The sequence below is a fragment of the Vibrio sp. 10N.286.45.E10 genome (genome assembly GCF_002874195.2).
Lineage (GTDB): Bacteria > Pseudomonadota > Gammaproteobacteria > Enterobacterales > Vibrionaceae > Vibrio > Vibrio crassostreae.
Genome location: NZ_MCWD02000001.1, coordinates 631,998 through 653,810, shown reverse-complemented (window position 1 = coordinate 653,810; position 21,813 = coordinate 631,998). Strand labels below are relative to the sequence as shown.

At 45.5% G+C, this 21,813-nt stretch carries 16 protein-coding genes; 2 read left to right on the top strand and 14 right to left on the bottom strand.

The window, feature by feature from the left end; all coding sequences use genetic code 11:
- Positions 1-52: 52 nt before the first annotated feature.
- The 11 genes from hflX to prmB form a co-directional block, all read right to left on the bottom strand.
- A complete protein-coding gene (gene hflX, locus BCU34_RS02860) occupies positions 53-1,420 on the bottom strand; it encodes a GTPase HflX (protein ID WP_017056924.1) in 1,368 nt (455 codons plus the stop codon).
- Positions 1,421-1,645: 225 nt separating this feature from the next.
- On the bottom strand, positions 1,646-2,791 hold the full coding sequence (locus tag BCU34_RS02855) for a S8 family serine peptidase (RefSeq protein ID WP_048616112.1): 1,146 nt from the start codon (positions 2,789-2,791) through the stop codon (positions 1,646-1,648).
- Positions 2,792-2,931: 140 nt separating this feature from the next.
- Complete coding sequence (locus BCU34_RS02850) at positions 2,932-4,044, bottom strand: ABC transporter ATP-binding protein (protein ID WP_048613122.1); 1,113 nt, start codon at positions 4,042-4,044, stop codon at positions 2,932-2,934.
- Positions 4,045-4,050: 6 nt separating this feature from the next.
- Complete coding sequence (locus BCU34_RS02845; RefSeq protein ID WP_048613124.1) at positions 4,051-4,908, bottom strand: carbohydrate ABC transporter permease; 858 nt, start codon at positions 4,906-4,908, stop codon at positions 4,051-4,053.
- Positions 4,905-5,843, bottom strand: a complete 939-nt coding sequence (locus BCU34_RS02840) for a carbohydrate ABC transporter permease (RefSeq protein ID WP_102480879.1) — start codon at positions 5,841-5,843, stop codon at positions 4,905-4,907. Before BCU34_RS02840 ends, BCU34_RS02845 begins: the two co-directional genes overlap by 4 nt.
- 181 nt (positions 5,844-6,024) lie before the next feature.
- The gene (locus BCU34_RS02835; protein ID WP_102480878.1) at positions 6,025-7,272 is read right to left on the bottom strand and encodes an ABC transporter substrate-binding protein; all 1,248 of its coding nucleotides are present in this window, start codon (positions 7,270-7,272) and stop codon (positions 6,025-6,027) included.
- Between the two features lie 110 nt (positions 7,273-7,382).
- Positions 7,383-8,828, bottom strand: coding sequence for an ATP-binding protein (locus tag BCU34_RS02830; protein WP_048661489.1), 1,446 nt, complete (start codon positions 8,826-8,828; stop codon positions 7,383-7,385).
- Positions 8,829-8,872: 44 nt separating this feature from the next.
- A complete protein-coding gene (locus tag BCU34_RS02825; protein WP_048661490.1) occupies positions 8,873-9,601 on the bottom strand; it encodes a response regulator in 729 nt (242 codons plus the stop codon).
- A 152-nt stretch (positions 9,602-9,753) separates the two neighbouring features.
- Positions 9,754-11,211: a protein adenylyltransferase SelO gene (locus BCU34_RS02820; RefSeq protein ID WP_057622902.1), complete on the bottom strand. Its 1,458-nt coding sequence runs from the start codon at positions 11,209-11,211 to the stop codon at positions 9,754-9,756.
- Positions 11,212-11,690: 479 nt separating this feature from the next.
- A complete protein-coding gene (locus BCU34_RS02815; protein ID WP_102432844.1) occupies positions 11,691-12,332 on the bottom strand; it encodes a LysE family translocator in 642 nt (213 codons plus the stop codon).
- Between the two features lie 253 nt (positions 12,333-12,585).
- A complete protein-coding gene (prmB, locus tag BCU34_RS02810) occupies positions 12,586-13,518 on the bottom strand; it encodes a 50S ribosomal protein L3 N(5)-glutamine methyltransferase (RefSeq protein WP_102480877.1) in 933 nt (310 codons plus the stop codon).
- 62 nt (positions 13,519-13,580) lie between these two features.
- Between prmB and smrB the strand changes: the two genes are divergently transcribed.
- Positions 13,581-14,111: an endonuclease SmrB gene (smrB, locus tag BCU34_RS02805; protein WP_048661493.1), complete on the top strand. Its 531-nt coding sequence runs from the start codon at positions 13,581-13,583 to the stop codon at positions 14,109-14,111.
- 107 nt (positions 14,112-14,218) lie between these two features.
- On the opposite strand, the gene sixA is transcribed toward smrB, so the two are convergent.
- The gene (sixA, locus tag BCU34_RS02800) at positions 14,219-14,683 is read right to left on the bottom strand and encodes a phosphohistidine phosphatase SixA (RefSeq protein ID WP_048664281.1); all 465 of its coding nucleotides are present in this window, start codon (positions 14,681-14,683) and stop codon (positions 14,219-14,221) included.
- 305 nt (positions 14,684-14,988) lie between these two features.
- On the opposite strand from sixA, the gene BCU34_RS02795 reads away from it, so the two are divergent.
- Positions 14,989-17,766 (top strand): insulinase family protein, encoded by a 2,778-nt coding sequence (locus BCU34_RS02795; RefSeq protein ID WP_102480876.1) that lies wholly within the window; start codon positions 14,989-14,991, stop codon positions 17,764-17,766.
- 302 nt (positions 17,767-18,068) lie between these two features.
- On the opposite strand, the gene fadJ is transcribed toward BCU34_RS02795, so the two are convergent.
- Positions 18,069-20,285, bottom strand: a complete 2,217-nt coding sequence (gene fadJ / locus BCU34_RS02790) for a fatty acid oxidation complex subunit alpha FadJ (RefSeq protein ID WP_102480875.1) — start codon at positions 20,283-20,285, stop codon at positions 18,069-18,071.
- Positions 20,285-21,592 (bottom strand): acetyl-CoA C-acyltransferase FadI, encoded by a 1,308-nt coding sequence (gene fadI / locus BCU34_RS02785; RefSeq protein ID WP_048607862.1) that lies wholly within the window; start codon positions 21,590-21,592, stop codon positions 20,285-20,287. Before fadI ends, fadJ begins: the two co-directional genes overlap by 1 nt.
- Positions 21,593-21,813: the final 221 nt, after the last annotated feature.

The window sequence follows — 21,813 nt, the reverse complement described above, 5'->3', positions numbered from 1 at the left end:
ACCTTAACGGGTCGCTTTTCTTCTGGTTATTCTTCTTAAACTAGCTAAGAGATTAAGATTTCTGCATACGCTTTTTCAGTCGAGCTAAGTCAATTTCACTAGAGCGAACAGTCAACTTAATACACTCGTAATCGTACTCTTCTTTAACCACACTCATGTTTGAGCGAATCTCACCGATGATGCCTTGGCCAGAATAAGGAATCGTGATCTCTTCTTCGATCATGCCTTCTTCAGCAACACCAACGATGTACTTGTGCAGTTTGGTGATATCCAGAGGATCACGAGTTGACGTTAGCATCGCATCTGGGAATTCTTCGATCAGCTCTAATTGCTGCTCTTCAGTCAATCTATCGCACTTATTCAGCACTAATAGTTTTTCGCTGCCTTCAACGCCCACTTGAGCTAATACGTCGTGCACTACATCAAGTTGTGCGCGGAATGAAACGTCAGAAGCATCAACGACATAAAGCAGCAACGAAGCATCATGCGCTTCTGCTAGCGTTGAGTGGAACGAAGCAACCAGATCGTGTGGCAATTTCTTGATGAAACCCACTGTATCTGAAACCAGAATACGCGGTTGAGTGATTGGCTGAAGCGCACGAACCGTGGTGTCTAGCGTTGCGAACAGTTTATCTTCACCCACCACTTCGGTTGCGGTCATTGCACGCATCATCGAAGATTTACCGGCATTGGTGTAGCCAACTAAAGCAACAGTGAAAAGCTCCGCGCGCCTTGTGCGTCGGGTCTTCATTTCATCTTGTACGCTGACTAGTTCACGCTTAAGCGCAGCAATTTGGTCACGTACGTTACGACGGTCTAGCTCTAGTGAAGTTTCACCGGCGCCCTGACCCATTTGACGCTCTTTATCACCCTCAGCCGTTTCACGAAGTCGTGGCACTAAGTAGTTTAGACGAGCGATATCAACTTGCAGGCGAGCAGTACGAGTACGAGCGTGACGGCTGAAGATTTCGATGATGATGCCAGTACGGTCAAATACTTCCACACCCAAACTCGCCTCAACAGTGCGCAGTTGAGATGGGCTTAAATCACAGTCAAAGACCACAACATCAGCAGCGCCGTATTGGAAATTGCCCGTTGGAAGATCATCAAAATCTAGCTCGTCGATTTCTGAATCAAATAGGCCTGATTCATCAAGGAAGTCTTCATCTTCTGCTTCTTCAATCGAACCTTGGTAACCAGTTAGATGAGCAATTTCCGCAAGCTTACCAGCACCCAACACGTTTTGTCGTTGAGCTGAACTGTGGTGCTGCGATTGAGTACCAACCACTTTAAACCCTAGGGTTGTTACTAAGCGAGCAAGTTCGGCAAGAGACTCTTTTGCTTCGTCACCTTTGAAGTCCGGTGTCGTAATAGAAATAAGTAAAGCGTTACTAGCTGAGGGTTTTGCTGTTAGTTTCATGTATTCTTCTGTTTATGCACCAAAGTGCAACCTAGTATTTGGTCTAAAGTTGACTCGATCCTACGCGTTTCTACGTCAGCTTTATATAGCCACATCACACTAAATATCAGCTTTGATGATAATTAACTGTCTACTCGATGATTATTCACAATAAAAAACGACCCATCAGGTCGCTTTTTATTGCCTACAACGGCATTTTTATACCTACTTAAACTATCAAACAAGTTAATTACTCACTGCAATAGGGTCAGGAGACCCGTCGGGATCATTATTCACATCACCATCCAAAGAGAATGAGCCTCCGGTGGCTAACAGTACTCCACAAAAGTGAGGAGCCGCCATTGAGGTACCATTGTAAGAAACTGTTCCTCCGCCCGTTTTGGTCGATAACACATCGACTCCAGGTTGAGCGTAATCTACATCAGAGCCATAATTGGAAAAGTAAGCGAAATTATCGTTAGATTCACCAAATGCGGAAATAGTAAATATATTCGTGCCGTTGGTACTCGCTGGCGTAAACCCACTGGCATCCTGCCCTGAATTACCCGCTGCGATTGAGAAAAATATCCCTTGAGCAGCGGCCGTTTTAATCGCGCTATCCAAGGCGGCTGAATATCCAGCTCCTCCCAAACTCATATTGGCACAGTCACCAGAGTCACCATAACGAGCAACATGATCAACTCCTGCAATCACGCCCGACATTGAACCACTGCCGCTATTATCTAACACCCGTACTGGAATTACCTGTACACCAGGAGCAACACCAACGACATCAAAACCGTCATCATACGCACCAATCGTTCCTGCTACATGCGTGCCGTGACCATTACCATCGCTAGTATTGTTTTTCTTACCGCGAGTAAAGTTTGCCCCTCGAGATTTGTTTACATTTAAATCTGGGTGATTACTGTCAATACCCGAGTCTATAACCCACGCAACAGATGAGGAATTACTCATATCAACAGTACCACCGTTGACTCTGGTTACACCCCAAGGAACCTGCTGAACAGCTCGCTCAACACTATCTCCACCTCCGCCTCGATTAGGTTTACCTCCTCGCGGTAAAGCATGCATGACGATATCAGGCTCAATGTAATCAATCTCGGGAAACCTATTTTTAAGACCTTTGAGAGCTTGCTCTGGGACCTTAACAGAAAACCCTTTCAAGGCATGGCTATATTGATGACCAACTACACCACGCCCATTGGCAACTTCGCGCGCGATATCGTTCGCCCGTGATTCCGATACACTCTGTTTTAAAACGACAATATAACTGTCTCTCAAATCATGATTAACAACAGCAGATACAGGAGAGGAAAGAAGAGCAAGTGACATTGCTCCTACGAGTAATTGGACTCTCATTGCAGACATCCTTTTTATAAAAATTAATCTCCCATCAAGCATAGACTCTACTGAGTTTTTTATCATTAATGTGACAATTAACCTGTCTTGATACAAAAACACCCCATCAAACGATGAGGTGTTTGGTGAAACTAACTTGCTAGTAACACTTAGAAATCGATTCTCGCTTCCGTCTGAGCATCGAAGAATACGGCTTTGGATAGGTCAAAATGCAGCGGTGCCATTTGCCCAACCGACACCTCAAACTCCGGTGACAAGCGACACGCGACTTCTTGATCGTTCACTTTAACCATTGCGATGGTATCTGGCCCTGTCGGTTCCAATACCTCTAGCTGTAAGTCCAGCTTTGTCGAGGCAGAAACATCATCACCTTCCTGTTCGGTAATGTGTTCTGGACGCAGCCCAATCACCAACTCCTTGCCATCTTGGTCACGCATACTTTGTGGCAAACGAATATGGTGTTCTTGATCTGCGGTGCCGACCACTTTAATAATCGGATTCTGTTCCTCATCCAAGTCCACCATGGTTTTAATAAAGTTCATTGACGGTGAACCCATAAAGCCAGCCACGAACATATTGTTGGGTTTGGTGTAGATCTCTTGTGGCGTACCGAGCTGCTGTAGCTCACCATCTTTCATTACTGCGATACGATCAGCCAGTGTCATTGCCTCAATCTGATCATGGGTTACATAAACGATCGTGGTATTGAGCTTCTGGTGCAGGCGCTTAATCTGATGACGCATCTCAACACGTAACTTGGCATCCAAGTTCGAAAGCGGCTCATCAAACAGATACAGCTTAGGGCGACGAGCTAGAGCACGGCCCATCGCGACACGTTGACGCTGACCACCAGAAAGCTGCGATGGCTTACGATCAAGCAACTGTTCTATTTGCAGCATTTCAGCGACTCGATTCACTTCAGCATCGATCTCGTCCTGAGGCATCTTGCGAATCTTCAGACCGAAAGCGATATTGCCACGTACCGTCATGTTTGGGTAAAGCGCGTAGGATTGGAATACCATGGCGATATCGCGATCTTTAGGTTCAACCTGCGCCACGTCTATGCCGTCAATTACAATCTCACCCGAGCTAATATTCTCGAGCCCAGCAATGGTGTTCATTAGGGTGGATTTTCCACACCCCGAAGGGCCGACAAGTATCAAAAATTCCCCCGAATCGATACTGATGTCGATGCCCTTTAACGTTTCGTTGTCCGCGTTGCGATAGGTTTTACGGATCTGTTTTAAATCTAATGTTGCCATGGGTAATTATCCTTTTACTGATCCTGCCGTTAGGCCACGAACAAAATATTTTCCTGCGAAGACATATACCAACAGCGTTGGCAGTGCGGCGATGATCGCGGCAGCCATGTCGACGTTATATTCTTTAACGCCCGTACTGGTGTTGACTAAGTTATTTAATGCCACAGTGATTGGCTGAGTTTCTGAGCCCGAATAGACCACCCCAAACAAGAAATCATTCCAGATAGCGGTGAACTGCCAGATCACCGTCACCATGATGATTGGCGTTGAGATCGGTAATAAGATCTTGAAGAAGATGGTAAAGAAGCCAGCACCATCGAGCTTTGCCGCCTTGATTAATTCATCAGGGATCGAGATATAGAAGTTACGGAAAAACAGTGTTGTAAATGCCATGCCGTAGATAACGTGCACAATCACCAAGCCGATGGTTGTGTTCGCTAACCCCATCTTGCCAAGCATGGTCGCCATTGGCAGTAGCACCACTTGGAATGGAATGAAGCAGCCAAATAACAACAAACTAAAGAACAGGTTTGAACCTCTAAATTGCCATTTCGTCACCACATAGCCATTGAATGCACCGAGTAGTGTTGAAATCGCAACCGCTGGAATCACCATTTGGAATGAGTTCCAGAAGTAGCCTTTGATGCCTTCACATTTCACGCCCGTACAAGCGGTGTCCCACGCTTTATACCAAGCATCGAACACCCACTCTTTCGGCAAGCTCATCAGGTTGCCCGCCTTGATATCAGGCAGAGTTTTGAATGAGGTCAGCACCATCACGAACAATGGCATTAGATACACTAAACAGAAGAAAAGCAGTGCTGAATAGATAAAGATTCGAGCAAAATTGATGTTATTCATCATGACTTTTTCTCCCTAAGTTCAGAGTAAAGATAAGGCACGAGAATCGCTAAAATGCCGGCAAGCATCATCATGGCACTGGCAGCACCAAGGCCGATTTGTCCACGCGTAAATGAGTGTGCATACATGAATAGCGCAGGAAGGTCCGATGAATAACCCGGGCCACCCGCCGTCATTGCGGTCACAAGGTCGAAGCTCTTAATCGCGATGTGTGAGGTGATGATCACCGCACTGAAAACCACAGGGCGCAAGCAAGGCAGAATGATTTTGAGATAAATAGTAGGTAAGCTTGCCCCATCAATTTGTGCCGCTTTGATAATTGATGAATCGATGCCGCGAAGACCCGCTAAGAACATCGCCATCACAAAGCCTGAAGACTGCCAAAGTGCCGCGATAACCAAGGTATACACCGACATTTCCGAGTCAACTAGCCAATCAAATTTGAAGTCGGTAAATCCCCAGTCTTGCATCAGCTTTTCAATGCCAAGACCCGGATTAAGAATCCATTTCCACGCCGTACCTGTCACGATGAATGACAACGCCATTGGGTAGAGATAGATAGTTCGAATCGCCCCTTCTTGGCGGATATTCTGGTCAAGCAATACCGCTAAACCAACACCAAGCAAGATAGCAATCGCCATAAAAAGAAAGCCAAACACACCGAGGTTAGTGATTGAGGTGATCCAACGATCGTTGTCCATCAGCTTTTCATATTGGGTTAAACCAACGAAGTTAAAGCTCGGCAGAAATCGAGAGTTGGTGAACGACAGCGCTGCCGTCCAAAAAATGTAGCCGTAGATACACACCACGGTCACTAACGCGGTCGGCGCAAGTACCATTTTAGGTAACCAATGTTGTAACCTGTCAGCAAAACTCGGTTTCGGTGCAGGCTGGCTCCTTGTGGGTTTTGGAGTCGACTCAGTCAAAACATGCTCCATAACTTATCCTTGTTGCACAATCGAGCCAATGGCTTACCTCTCGGCACCACATCAGCATCACGCATATCAGAATTGGGAGTGAAGAGTAGATAGGCTCCCTACGAGCCTACCCACCCTGGGGGTTTGGTAAAGCAACACAACCCGTCACTCACGTGCGTTGTGTGTCGCTTATCAAGTTAGATTAGATAGCCGCTTTCACAGCTTTCGCTAACTTAGCCGCCGCCTCTTTTGGATCGGCATCTTTTTCGTTGAAGAAGTTGGTCACTACGTCATAGATAGCACCTTGAGCGTAGCTTGTTGTCGCTAGGCCGTGAGCCATACTCGGAACAAGATCGCCAGATTCCGCACTTGCTTTGAAGGTTGCCATTGAATCCAACGCACATTGGTCAAACTTAGACATGTCCATATCTAGACGAACAGGGATAGAACCTTTGTTAAGGTTGAAGACTTCTTGGAAATCTTTGGTAAGAATGGTTTTCGCTAGGTCTTGCTGCGCTTTTTGGTTCTCTTTGTCACTCAGCTCAAAGAACGCAAAGCTATCGATGTTGAAAGTGAATTGGCCATCAGTACCTGGAGCTGGTGCACAGATGTAGTCTTTACCCGGCACTTTGCCTGCCGCAGTAAATTCACCTTTCGCCCAGTCACCCATGATCTGCATTGCCGCTTCGCCATTGATAACCATCGAAGTTGCTACGTTCCAATCACGACCCGGAGAGTTGCTGTCGATGTAATCACGCATCTTTTTGAACTTGGTGAACACTTCCACCATTTTGTCGCCAGATAACACGTCCATATCAAGATCAACGAACGCTTTGTTGTAGTCTTCACTGCCTAGCACATCAAGTGCCACTGCTTCGAAGACTGTCGCGTCTTGCCAAGGTTGACCACCGTGAGCCAGTGGAATGAAGCCAGCCGCTTTGATCTTGTCTGCCGCCACAAAGAACTCATCTAATGTGGTTGGAACGGTAACACCTGATTTTTCTAAAACAATAGGATTCGCCCAAAGCCAGTTAACACGGTGAACGTTGACAGGAACCGCCACATATTCTCCGTCCCACTTCATCACTTTGGTCACAACCTCTGGCAGTAACTCATCCCACTGTTCTTGTTTTGCTGTTGCATCGAGAGACGTAAGAAAACCTAAACCACCCCACTCTTGAATATCATGACCTTTGATCTGCGCAGCAGATGGTGGGTTACCTGATACTGCTCGCGTTTTCAAAACGGTCATCGCACTTTCACCGCCGCCACCAGCAACAGCGAAATCTTTCCAAGTATGACCTTGTTCTTCAATCATCTCTTTCAGTACCGCAGCGGATTTTGCTTCGCCACCAGCAGTCCACCAGTGGAGCACTTCCACTTCACCAGCTTGAGAAAATGTTGAGGCAGCAAGAAGAGATAGAGTAAGTAGGGTTTTATTGATTTTCATTATTATCTTCCATGTTTAGCGGACTCGACGTCCGGTTCAATACAGAGTCTACTTATTCTGATTTGTAAGATTGAAACAAAAGGTAAGCTCAATGTAACACAATTGTTACATTACACTTCTAGGCCTCTAGGGATATAGACTTTGGCTTCTAAGCCGCCTTGAGGGGAGTTACGAATAATGAGATCTCCACCGTGTCCGTGCAGGATATTTCGGCAGATCCCGAGCCCTAAACCGTGTCCTTGGTCGTCGGTGGCAAGCCTAAAGTAAGGTTCAAACACCAACTCTAACTTGCCTTCAGGGATACCTTTTCCGTGGTCTTGAATCGTCACGATAACCCACACCGAATCACTGTTGATACCGACCTCAGCTGATGTTCCATATTTCACAGCGTTGTCGATAAGGTTGGTTAGCACACGTTTAATGGCTAATGGTTTGGCGACTAGCGGTTCAACCACAGTGGGCTCAAACTCAACCAAGGTTTGATGTTGGTTGTGCAATTCAATCACAGAGAGCATCATCTCATTGAGGTCGATAATAGCGTTGTTTTCGTGAAGATCAGTATCTCTTACCGCTTGTAATGCACCTTTGACCATCATCTCCAGCTCATCCAAGTCTTTATTGAATTTGTCTTTCTTTACTTCACTCTCCAACAATTCAGCCCGCAATCTAAGACGTGTTATTGGTGTCTTTAAATCATGAGAAATAGCAGAGAAAAGGTGCTCACGGTCGGCAACATAACGGCGAATCCGCTGCTGCATGCGGTTGAAGGCTCGGGTTGCGGTAACCAGTTCTGTCGCACCTTCTTCGTTAAGTGGAGGCTGCTGAATATCCATGCTCATTTCGTTGGCTGCCCTTGCTAGCTTTTTAAGCGGGCGCACTTGGCGGCGAATCATTAAGTAGGTCAACACCAATAGAATCAGCGTTGAAGAGAGCAAGAAGATCACCTGTTCACGACCAAGAATGGTGTCATCAAGTTTTACATAGGGAGCTGGTAACAGTGCGGCAATATACACCCATTCGTGACTGGCTAGCTCTATCTGAACGACCAAAATAGGTGGATTAAGAGGTTCCAACGTTAAAGTATGATGTGCCCACGATCGCGGGAGATCGCTTAAATATATGTCATTTTTAAGCAAACGGAGATGTTCAGGGCGAGAGAAGTCAACACGGACTGATTCCACTTTATTGAGCTTGCTACTCAAAACACTTTCTATCGCTTCAATCGAGGCGGTTTTTAAGCGAGTATCGGGGATCGATTCAACAATCAAAGCCTCTTTATTGAAAGAGACAAAAAATCGCGTGCCACCCATATTTCGAATTTGGTCTAACACGATGTGGCGATATTTGACGGGTAAAGACTGAAAGAAAGTCACCGTTGAAGCAAACATGTTCGCCATGCTAGATGAGGCTGAGCGAATCCCTTCCAGTTCTTTATGTTTAGATTCGCTATACCAAATAGAGGTTGCGATACCTTGAGCAATCACCACCGCTAACAGAGTCAACAACAAGGTTCTTGCGACCAAGGAATTTGGTTTTAATCGACTTAACCATTTCATACGAGATACTTCATTAGCATTACTTAATAAACATTAGATCATGCTCAGTGCTCATACTGAACAGGCACAGCGAGAATATAGCCATTGCCACGCATGGTTTTGATGTAGTGAGGGTATTTGCCGCTGTCGCCCAATCGGCTTCTCAGACGACTAAGCTGCACATCAATGCCTCGTTCAAAAGGCAACGCTTCGCGGCCTCTGGTAGCGAAAGAGATGGTGTCACGGTCGAGAACTTCGTTAGGACGAGTTAAGAACAGCATCAACAGAGAAAAGTCACTGCCCGACAAGTCCATCTCTTCTGAGTGTTCATTGTGGGAAATTCGATGTGCGAGCGTATCAAGCGTCCAATCACCAAAAATAATCTGCTTTGGCAGTGCATCACTCGGCTTGTCATCCACCACTTGAACACGGCGCAATAACGCTTTGATACGCGCCATTAACTGACGTGGACTAAACGGCTTGGCAATATAATCATCGGCACCAATTTCCAACCCGATAATCTGGTCGGTTTCATCCGACACCGCAGTCAGCATGATAATAGGCACATTCGATTGCTTACGGACACGTTGACACAAGGTAAAGCCATCGTCACCGGGCAGCATCACATCAAGCAGAATCAGATCCGGGTAACCTTGGTTTTGCAGGTGAGTTTCTAGTTCAACACCGTCTCCTACAGAAGAGACATCGAAACCCGATTTTGTCAGGTACTCTTCCAGCAGCTCGCGGATTTCTTGATCATCATCCACCACGAGAATTCGAGTATTTGTTGGCATCGCCCAAACCTATTAAATTTACAACTTATTCACATAGTGTATAGGCAGGTCGAGTATTTGATTATTGATATGTTGATAAAATTAGAAGAACAAACAGATAGAGATCACAACTAAGCGACCGCTATCTGTTGGTATTGCATTGATAAGCCGATTTAAGACGAGCAGCTGATCTCCATCGCTTTACCCCACTCTGGTGGTAACGCGGCAAGATGTTCGTAGTCAGGGTGTTCCGCATAAGGATCGGCCAACACCACCATTAATGCGTCAATATCACTGCTATCACCACGCTCTGCTTTATCTATTGCAAGCTGAGCTAGGTAGTTTCTGAGGATGTATTTCGGGTTTACCTGCCTCATCTTTTCGCAGCGCTCTACAACTGAACACTCCTCAAGTTCACAACGTTGCAAGTAGTTATCCACCCACAGCTTCGCAGCATCACGATCGATAACTAAATCAATCACCTCCTGTGGTGGCAAGGTGTCCAAGTTCGACAACGTTCTAAAGAACCTTGGATAATCAACTTTGTTTTGCGACATTAACTCGAACATAGATTCAAACAAGCGGCTGTCACCTTCTTGTTTCGAAAGTAGCCCCAACTTACGACGCATCAGCTGACTAAAGTAACCATTCATTTGCGGTTCGTATTGTTCAAGTGCCGCTTCTAAGTCAGCCCTCTCTATCAACGGTGACAACGAGTGTGCCAATGCAGATAAATTCCACATACCAATTCTAGGTTGTTGATTGAACGCGTAACGACCTTGGTAATCCGAATGGTTACAGATCAAACGAGGGTCATATTCATCAAGGAAAGCGAACGGGCCGTAATCGAAGGTTTGTCCGATGATTGACATGTTATCCGTATTCATCACGCCGTGAGCAAAACCATTCGCTTGCCACAACGCAATCATCCCCGCGGTACGATCGACAATTTGATTAAACATGGCTGCGTATGGCTTTTCTTCTTCAAGACACTCTGGGAAGTGCCATTCGATGACTTTATCAGCCAGCAACTTATGCTCAGCTAACTGATTGGTATAAAAAAGATGTTCAAAGTGGCCAAATCGAATGTGAGATTCTGCAGCACGCACCAGTAATGCGCCCCACTCTTGTTTCTCTCGGTAAACCGGCGTGTCACTGGTCATCATGGCTAATGCACGTGTGGTTGGGATATTAAGCCCTGCCATTGCTTCGCTACACAAATACTCACGAACCGTTGAACGAATAACCGCACGGCCATCACCCATACGTGAATATGGCGTTTTACCTGCACCTTTAAGGTGTAAGTCGAACGTTTCACCGCTTTTAGCGACAACTTGTGCCAAAAGTAGCCCTCTTCCATCACCTAAGTCGGGATTATAAGAGCCAAACTGGTGGCCTGCGTATTTCATTGCTACAGGCGAAAACTGCTCAGGTTCAACATTGCCAGATAACGTCTCAAGCAGCTCTTCGGAGGCGTCATCAAATGACGGAAAACCGAGTTCATCCGCAAGATTATGATTCCATGCAAGCCATTGAACATTGTTTAGCGGTGTAGGTTGAATTGGGGTATAGAACAGTCGAGGTAATGCCGTAAATCGATTGTTAAATGAAATAGAATCCCAGACAGACATGAGCGGTACACTGTAGATAAAAGATGATTTAAGATTATCACAGTTTGATAACAACTTCAGATGAGGTTACGTGATGAACTTGTTAGAGAAGATTGCTTAGCTGTTTTACGAAAAGAAAAAGCTAAGTGGCTAGACTGATGAGAAGAGCCACATTTACGAGAGTAAGAGTTCTGACTTTGAAGACTTTTTGAAAAGTGTATTCATAATAAAAACTAAAAATATAGAGCCGAAAAATAGGCTACATTAGAGCAAGAATACCCACTAGAGAAAGGGTAGAGAAAATCCAAGTACGACTGATTACGCCAAAGTTACTGTGTTGAATCATTTCTTGATGCTGCATATGTCTCTCCTTGAGAACGTGATGGTGTAACTACAATATATCGGCTTTTCACCAAAAGCAGCAAGCACATTAATATTAACCTTTTATGACAGCATTAAGAATTTTCTGTAACTATTCAGCCCTTTGATAAATAAAAAAGTTATGCTCGGCTTGTCGTCGAAAGCAGCGCGCCTGCACCAATAAACACGCCCCCTGTAACACGATTGAAGACCTTAGCTCTGCCCTTCGCAAATAGCCAGTTTGACGACTTCGCACCTAAATACGCGTACACCAATAGCCAAGACAACTCCATCACTGCAAAGGTTAAAGCAAACACGGTAAACTGGGGAAGCAGAGCGATCGACGGGTCAATAAATTGAGGGAAAAGTGCGGTAAAAAACAGGATAGCTTTGGGGTTACTCGCGCCAACAATAAAGCCACTTAGGTAATGTTGCGCAGCGCTTTCTTTAACAGATTTAGAATCGGCTTGTTGACTAGATAGCTTGTCATAATCTTGCTGACTGGAACGCAGAGACTTCCAACCAAGGTAGATTAGGTAAGCGGCACCAGTCCATTTAATAACGTTAAACACCACTTCAGACGACGCAATGATCACCCCTAAGCCGGTAAACGATAGGGTTAGAATGCCAGTAATCGCAGTTAAGCTGCCCAGCGCGGTAAATATCGATAATTTAAAGCCTGATTGCACGCCTTTAGTCATGCACAACAAAGAGCTTGGGCCTGGTGATGCCGTTAAGATCAGCACCGCTAATAAGTAATAAATCCATGTATCTAAGCTCATCGTGAATTCTCCTTAACTCACTAAAACGACCAAACATTAAGCATCAATATGTAATAACCTCTCATATTAATCAACTAAATATTGAGCTGAACGTCTTCGATATAAATACAAACATCCTTAATCTAGGCAATAAAAAACGCCATGCATTGCTGCACGGCGTTTAAATAAAAACGTTTCAAATCGAACGTCTTATTCAGTTTCAGGTTCTAAGCTTACAGCCCTAAGATCGGGGCACTAACCTAATAATTGAAACCTAGTCTTTGTAAATAGAGAACTCATCGGCGCAAGCAACAAGCTGCTCACGAGTGATCATGAATACGCCGTGGCCACCGTTAGAGAATTCAATCCAAGTGAATGGAATCTCTGGGTACTGATCCATCATGTGAACCATTGAGTTACCCACTTCACAGATAAGAATACCGTCATCAGTTAGGTAGTCTGGTGCGTTAGCTAAGATGCGACGAACCAATTTCAGACCATCTGTACCCGCAGCTAGGCCAAGTTCTGGCTCATGAGTAAACTCATCTGGCAGGCTGTTCATATCTTCTTCATCCACATAAGGCGGGTTCGATACGATCAGGTTGTATTTCTCTTTTGGCAGATCACGGAAAAGATCTGAACGGATTGGGAACACTTGCTGCTCCATGCCGTGATCTTGAACGTTCTGTTCTGCAACTTGCAGTGCGTCTGTAGAGATATCAATCGCATCTACTTCAGCGTCAGGGAATGCGTGCGCACATGCAATAGCAATACAACCACTGCCCGTACACATATCCATGATGCGAGTTGGCTCTTCAGTTAACCAAGGTTGGAACTGAGCTTCAATCAGCTCACCAATTGGAGAACGAGGCACAAGAACGCGCTCATCAACGAAGAATTCAAGGCCACAGAACCAAGCTTTGTTGGTTAGGTAAGCCGTTGGTGTACGATCATTAATACGCTTGATTACGCGCTCAACAACACGCAGACGCTCGCTACTCGTTAGACGAGAGTTCATCACATGCGAAGGAACATCAATCGGCAGATAAAGAGTAGGTAAGATAAGTTGTACTGCCTCATCCCACGCGTTATCAGTGCCGTGACCATAAAATAGGCCCGCTGCGTTAAAGCGGCTAACAGTCCAACGAATCACATCTTGAAGCGTGTGTAGTTCTGATACCGCTTCTTCTACAAAAATCTTATCCAAAATTGTCTCCGAAAAGCGCTACAATACTGCTAATTACGTTTCTAATTAGAATTCATAACCTGATGAGCAAAAAAGACACCGACTTCGATGACGATTTCGCCCTGTTCAACGATGCAGTAAAGGGCGTTAAAAAGTTGCAACAGGATACCATAGTCCAGCAGCCAAAAAGAAATGCCAAGCAAAAAGAAATTACTCGAACGGCAAGACAAGCCAGTGATAGCGAGTTTTATTTCTCGGATGAGTTCATTCCGCACCTTAGCGAAGAGGGTCCGACACGCTATGCTCGCGATGATGTCTCGAAATATGAGGTAAAGCGCTTACGTCGTGGTGTCTACGTTCCTGATGTGTATCTCGACATGCATGGTATGACTCAACAAGAAGCTAAACGTGAGCTTGGCGCGATGATTGCGCACTGCGTGAAAGAGAGCGTGGCGTGTGCCTGTGTTCAGCATGGTATCGGTAAACACATCCTTAAACAGAAAGTGCCGTTGTGGCTAGCACAACACCCTGATGTGATGGCTTTCCACCAAGCGCCGTTAGAGTTCGGCGGCAATGGCGCACTATTGGTTCTGTTGTCGATTCCTGAGAAATAATTCTGGTTTTCGAATCCGCTCGACGTCAAAAACAACAAAGGGCATCTCAAATATTTGAGGTGCCCTTTTCATTTTGCTTACGAGAGACAACTTAGATTAAGCGTCGACTATGGATTGATATTCCAAAGTAACTCGCCTTTTTGTGTCTCAAGATTGAAGTCGATACACGCTAAGCCCGAAGTTGGAAACATAGGCGGCGCCATGCCAGTTGCAAACTCTGCTGTTAGGTAGCCCACTAGAGGTAAATGAGAAACAAATAAAATGGTCTCTAGTTTTTCTACTTCAGCCATTGCCACGGTCAAATCAAACACATCGTCGGACATTCCATAAGGCGTAATATCATCACAGGTTTCTACTTTCTTTCCAGAAAACACCTGAGAGATCTCTAACCACGTTTCTTGTGCCCTCAAATATGGGCTCACAAGTACTTTATCGAACTGGCTGATGCCCTGCTCGTTTGCAGCTTGAGCCACCGCAAGAGACGCCATCTTACCGCGCTTAGTTAACGCTCGTTCTGCATCCGAGTTAGCAAAATGTTCTGCTTCACCGTGGCGCATTATGAATATTTTCATGTTCAGTCCTGTCTACGTAACATTTCGAAAGTCGATATATCCCATATCAGCGATACGCTACTTAGCGTTTGGCCCTCAATCCAGAGGGAGCCGCAGTCTATATAAATAATTATATCAAGTCACTTGCTAAAGAGTTCGACTTTCTTAACAATCTTGTTAAAAGAAAATAAATTACTGATAAAAATCGATAAAAGTGATTTAGAAATCACCAAAAAGCACTTCATATCCCAAAATATGATCACAAGGTTTGCACGCCGAATCATCGGGTACATAATTTAAAAACCACCTTCTCTGGAGATGCTCCTGTGCACTTAAGCCCCAACGATGAACATCAATACCGCTACATAACCTTAAATAATGGGTTACGTGTACTGTTAGTTCAGGATCAAAATGCTCAAAAAGCAGCAGCCGCATTAGCCGTCAATGTGGGGCATTTTGATGACCCTATAGACCGAGAGGGTTTAGCTCACTACTTAGAGCATATGCTATTTCTAGGAACTGAAAAGTATCCAAAGGTCGGAGAGTTCCAAAGTTTTATCAGCCAACATGGCGGCAGTAACAATGCTTGGACAGGAACAGAACACACCTGCTTCTTTTTTGATGTTGAATTGAATGCCTTTGAAACCGCACTCGATCGCTTTAGCCAATTTTTTACCGCTCCGCTGTTCAACGAAGAAGCATTAGATAAAGAACGCCAAGCCGTTGATTCCGAATACAAGATGAAACTCAACGACGATTCGCGACGCTTGTACCAAGTTACCAAAGAACTGGTGAATCACAATCACCCATTCTCGAAGTTTTCTGTCGGTAATATCGATACGTTGGGCGACAGAAACGGCGAGACGATTCGACAAGAGATCTTAGCTTTCCACCAGCAACAATACTCTGCTGACTTAATAACGCTGACATTGTCTAGCAATCAATCTTTAGATGAAATGCAAAACTGGGTTGAGGATCGCTTTAGCTCGATCACCAATCACAACCTACAAGGCAAGAAGGTTGAAGTACCAATTGTTGGCGAGTTAAGCACCGGCGTTCAAGTCCGCGTTGAGCCAATTAAAGAAGTTCGCAAACTGATCTTAACCTTCCCTATGCCAAGCATGGACGAGCACTATGGCGTTAAACCATTGTCGTTCTTTGCCCACCTTTTAGGTTACGAAGGTGAAGGCAGTTTGATGATGCAACTTAAAGAGAAAGGTTGGATAACATCCCTCTCTGCGGGTGGTGGCGCCAGCGGCAGTAACTACCGTGATTTCACAGTCAGTTGCTCGTTGACCATTGAAGGTTTAACCAAAACCGATAACATCATCCAAGCGATATTTCAGTACATCAAATTAGTCGAGCAACAAGGCATAGAAGAGTGGCGCTACCTAGAAAAACGCGCAGTATTAGAGTCTGCTTTCCGCTTTCAAGAGCCAGCAAGGCCGCTAGATGTGGTCAGCCACCTTGTTATCAACATGCAACACTACCAAGAGCAAGATGTGGTGTATGGCGATTACAAAATGTCGCATTTTGATGACGAGTTACAGCGTTCTTTACTGCCTTACTTAACCGTCGACAACATGCGAGCGACCATTGTTGCTCAGGGATTCGAGTATGACAGAGAAGCGAAGTGGTATTTTACGCCTTACTCGGTCACACCATTTAGCGCTGAACAAGTTCAATGCTTTGCATGCATTAACCCCGGTTGGCAGTTTGAGCTCCCAAGCAAAAACCCGTTTATTTGCTACGATCTAGACCCTACTGAGCTCGAAGGTGACGCTAAGTTCCCACAACTGTTAGAAGAGCTCGATGGCTTTAAGCTTTGGCACCTGCAAGATCATCAATTTCGAGTGCCTAAAGGTGTGGTGTATGTTGCTATCGACAGCCCACACTCAGTCGCTAGCCCAAGAAATATCGTTAAAACGCGCTTGTGTGTAGAAATGTTCTTAGACTCGCTCGAAAAAGATACCTATCAAGCTGAAATCGCCGGAATGGGTTACAACATGTATACCCATCAGGGCGGCGTTACACTCACACTTTCTGGATTCAGTGAGAAGCAACCACAATTGCTTAATATGATCCTTGAACGCTTTCAAGCACGCGACTTTAGTCCAACACGCTTCGAAACGATTAAGCATCAATTGCTAAGAAACTGGAATAATGCGTCGCAAGACCGCCCTATTTCGCAGCTGTTTAATGCGATGACAGGGATACTTCAGCCAAATAACCCGCCCTATTCTGTATTAATTGAAGCGCTGGAAACGATAGAGGTCGATGAACTCTCTTCTTTTGTTCAAGCAATCTTGGCTGAACTGCACGTAGAAATGTTTGTGTATGGCGACTGGAAAAAAGCCGACGCACATAAAATGGCGGAAACGCTAAAAGATGCCCTACGTGTTCAAGACCAAGCCTACGAAGAGTCATTGCGCCCGTTAATTATGCTAGGTGAAAACGGCAGCTTCCAGCGTGAAGTGGTGTGTAACCAAGATGATTCGGCAATCGTGGTTTATTACCAGTGCGCTGATATTTCTCCTAAAAACATTGCGCTGTATTCATTGGCGAACCATTTGATGTCAGCCACCTTCTTCCATGAGATCCGTACCAAGCAGCAGCTAGGTTACATGGTCGGCACAGGTAATATGCCACTCAACCGACACCCAGGTATTGTGTTGTATGTACAATCACCGAATGCTGCTCCAGCAGACTTATTAGCCTCGATAGACGAGTTCCTCAATGCCTTTTATATGGTGTTGTTAGAGCTTAACGACTACCAATGGCACAGCAGTAAACGCGGTCTCTGGAATCAGATTTCGACACCAGATACGACTTTGCGAGGACGAGCTCAACGCTTATGGGTTGCTATAGGCAACAAGGACTTGGAATTCAATCAGAGAGAGCGTGTGTTGGAAGATCTTAAAGGGTTAACTCGCTCAGACATGATGCGTTTTGTGGTGAGCCAACTAAAACCACGCACCGCAAATCGTCTGATTATGCATGCGCACGGTAATGCCCATCATGAGGAAGAGAAGTTGTCGGCAGGTGTGGAGATTGGCTCTATTGATGAGTTCCAGTTGCGCCCGAAAGATACTGAGCTTGGTTGATAAGAGTGTTTTAGAAATCAAAGGTTGATGTGAAAGCATCAACCTTTTTTATTGGATGCAACATAAAAGCAGATCTCCTATTACGCTCCTTCGTCGCTTTAGGAGATGACGATAGTTTCAATTACAATGCATTTAGCCATAATTTCCCTATTAACACTAATAGCTTACTTTCATCTGTCTTTCGTCATTCCCGAGAAGGAAGAATGACTGAGTCGGGAATCTCATACCTTTCACTCGCCAATTAAACAGAAAAGCCCGCATCAATTGCTTGATACGGGCTCAATAACTAGCGAACTAGAGAGTTACTTGTAAAAAGACTCATCCAAACCAGCACGTGTCAGTAGGCCATCACATGGCGCGAAACGATCACCATACTTCACAGCAAAGTCGTTCATCATCTCAACCAGTGACTTAATACCGATTTGGTCCATGTAACGGAACGGACCACCTAAGAACGGAGGGAAACCGATACCAAAAATAGCACCAATATCGCCATCACGAGGGCTACGGATAATGCCGTCATCTAGACAACGAACCGCTTCGTTTAGCATCGGTAACACACAACGCATTGCGATATCGTTATCGCTCAACTTAGGTTCAGGTTGCAGTTTAAGCAGCTTGTAAACTGACTTATCGACTTCCTTCTTCTTACCCTTGTAGGTGTAGAAACCTTTACCACTCTTACGACCTTTACGGTTGTCATTCAATAGAATATCAAACACATCTGGGCCTTGGAAACGATCGCCAAGTTCATTCACTAGAATAGGAATAATCTTCGCGCCGATATCCACACCGACCTCATCTAATAAGGTAATTGGGCCAACCGGGAAACCGAAGTCCAATAACGTGCTGTCGAGTTTTTCAATCGGCTCGTTCGCTAATAACAAATGCGCGGCTTCATTCATGTACGGAGCAAGAATACGGTTCACATAGAAACCTGCCGTATCTTTAACAACAATCGGCGTTTTGCCTTGCTTCTTCGCTAATGCTACAACCGTTGAAATCGTCTCTTCTGAGGTTGTCTCATGAGGAATAACCTCAACCAGTGGCATTTTCTCAGCAGGACTGAAGTAGTGAAGACCAACCACATTTTCTGGTCGCTGCGCCTTCTCCGCAATCTTATGGATCGGCAGTGAAGAAGTATTCGTCGCGAAAATCGTGTCTGGCTTGGCATTGGCTTCGATGTCCGCAACCATTGATTGCTTAAGATCGAGGTCTTCAAACACCGCTTCAATCACCACATCGGTGTGGTTAAAGCTTGTAAAGTCGATACCACCAGAAAGCTGAAGCATCTTACTTTCAAGACCAGCTCGGCTCAGAATGCGACGCTTACGCTGCTTATCGAACAACTTGAAGTTGTAGTTCAGCGCGTTCAAAACGCCTTCATTTGATACGTCTTTAATACGAACAGGTACTTTCGCTTTTGCAACGCTTACATGACTAATACCTGCGCCCATAAGGCCGCCACCCAGAACACCAACACGCTTAACTGCCTTTGGATCTGCGTCTGCGCCATGTTCTTTTTTCATTTCGGTGGTTGCAAAGAAAATCGAACGAAGGGCTTTTGACTCAGAGGTCATCACTAGTTCAGAGAAACGCTTCGCTTCGTACTGAAGGCCTTTATCAAAGCCGTTCTCTAGGCCATAACGAATGACGTCTAGAATCGCATCTGCTGCTGGGTAATTTCCGCGTGTTTTCTGATTCGTCTTCTTTGAAGCCTGTTCAAAAATCACTTTGCGACCAAGGCCCGTGCGTGAAATCAGCTTTTCTTTAGTCGACGCTTGGCTTTTCGACGCCAGACGCTTACCTTTTTTACTGCCCGTATTCTTTTCAACAAAGCTTTTTGCTACTTCAAGCAAAATGGTATCAGGGACACAAGCATCCACAACACCAAGTGATTTCGCTTTCTTAGCGCGCAGTTGCTTGCCCGTTAGGATTAGATCGAGTGACGGTAGCAAACCAATCAAACGAGGAAGACGCTGCGTACCACCAGAACCTGGTAGCAAACCTAGTTGCACTTCAGGTAGACCAAGACGCGTCTTATCTGAATCAGTACATACACGGTAATCACACGCCAGTGCGAGCTCTAAGCCACCACCTAAACATGGGCCGTGAATCGCTGCAACAACTGGGTATGGAAGATCAGATAATGCTTGGAACATCTCTTGACCTTGGCGAGCTAAAGACTGCGCTTCATCAGCGGTTTTACAAGCATCCAGCATTCTTACATCAGCGCCAGCGATAAAGTTATCTGGCTTAAGAGAATGAACGATTAAGCCCTTAACTCGGCTCTGCTTTTCTTTGAGTTGCTCGAAGATCGCTTTCATTTCTTCAGCAAAAGCCACTTGTAGCGTGTTCATTTTCTCGTTTGGCACATCAATCGCCAACCAAGCAATATCTTGGTCATCGATGTTAAGAGAAAATGCTGTCGTTTTCTTTTGGGTTGATTCAGTCGCAGACGTTGAATCTGGTTGAGCGACTGTTTCTTTTTCTGTTGTTGCATCAAGAGTCGTAGACATTATTCTACCTCCAAGATCATTGCTGCACCTAAACCACCAGCCGCACACGCTGTGTTAAGTGCCAAGCCGCCACCGCGACGTTTCAGTTCACGTAATGTTTGAGTCATCATTCGCGCACCAGTTGCCGCAAACGGGTGTCCGTAAGCAATTGAGCTACCCAGCACGTTGAACTTCTCCATATCAATCTCACCGATCGCTTTGTCACGGCCAAGATTCTTCTGAGCAAACTCATCGCTCGCAAACATTTTTACATTCGCAAGAACTTGCGCTGCAAACGCTTCATGCATCTCGATCAGTGTTAGGTCTGACAACTCTAGACCCGTGTTCTTCAATACTTGAGAGGTCGCGTAAGTCGGCCCCATCAACATATCCGTTTCAACACCAATCGCTGAGAATGCGTAGCCACGAATATAGCCAAGCACTTCTAAGCCTAGCTCTTTCGCTTTGCCTTCGCGCATCAACATCACTGCTGCGCCGCCATCGGTAAGGGGCGTAGCATTGGCTGCCGTTACACTGCCGTACTTTCTGTCAAAAGCAGGGCGCAGCTTAGCGTAGCCTTCAACTGTTGAGTCGTGGCGAATGTTGTTGTCTTCCGCTAGGTACTTTTTGTAAGGCGCCGGGAATGCTGTCATCACTTCGTCTTTGATCTTGCCTTCTTTCCATGCTTGAGAAGCCAAAGAGTGAGAACGGTGAGCAAGTGCGTCTTGAGCTTCGCGAGTAATACCATGTGTCTTCGCCATCTGCTCAGCCGTTTGTCCCATGGATAAACCGGTCGAGTACTCTGCAACAGCAGGCGGCACTGGCATCAAATCTTTTACTGAAAGCGTTTTAAGAATCTTCAGCTTTTGACCCATAGTTTTCGTTTTACTCAGCGCTAATAGATTTGCCGCTAACTTTTTCGAAACACCGATAGGCAATACAGAAGAAGAGTCCGCTCCGCCCGCAATACCGACATCAATCGTGCCAGCCATAATGCTTTCGGTCACGTTAACTGCCGCTTGGAAGCTGGTCGCACATGCTCGTGTGACACTGTAGGCATCGGTATTGATGTCCATGCCTGTGCCCAACACGATTTCACGCGCAATGTTCGGCGCTTCTGGCATTTGCACGACTTGGCCGAACACAACTTGTTCGATAAGCGCAGGATCGACATCCGTTCTTGCAAGCATTTCGCTCACAACCATTTTGCCTAGGTCAACCGCAGGCACTTGGCTAAATTCTGTGCTCTGACGAGCGAATGGGGTTCGTAATCCAGCGACAACGGCAACACGTTCTCCAGAACGCGTTTTGACTTCCTGTTTGCCCATGGTTTCTCCTTAAAGTTAAGAGGTCTGACCTGAAGCATTGTAAAGAAGTTGTTAATTAAATCAAACGAGCGTTTAAATAAACGTGATACGAGTATCTCACTGTTTGAAAATATAACTGCACATTCAGGCGAACCTTTTTGGGGGAAAGGTTGTCGTAAGAGACTAAACTATTGTAAGTAAATACTGTTATCGCTTTGTAGGGAATGGTTTTCTTGAGGTAA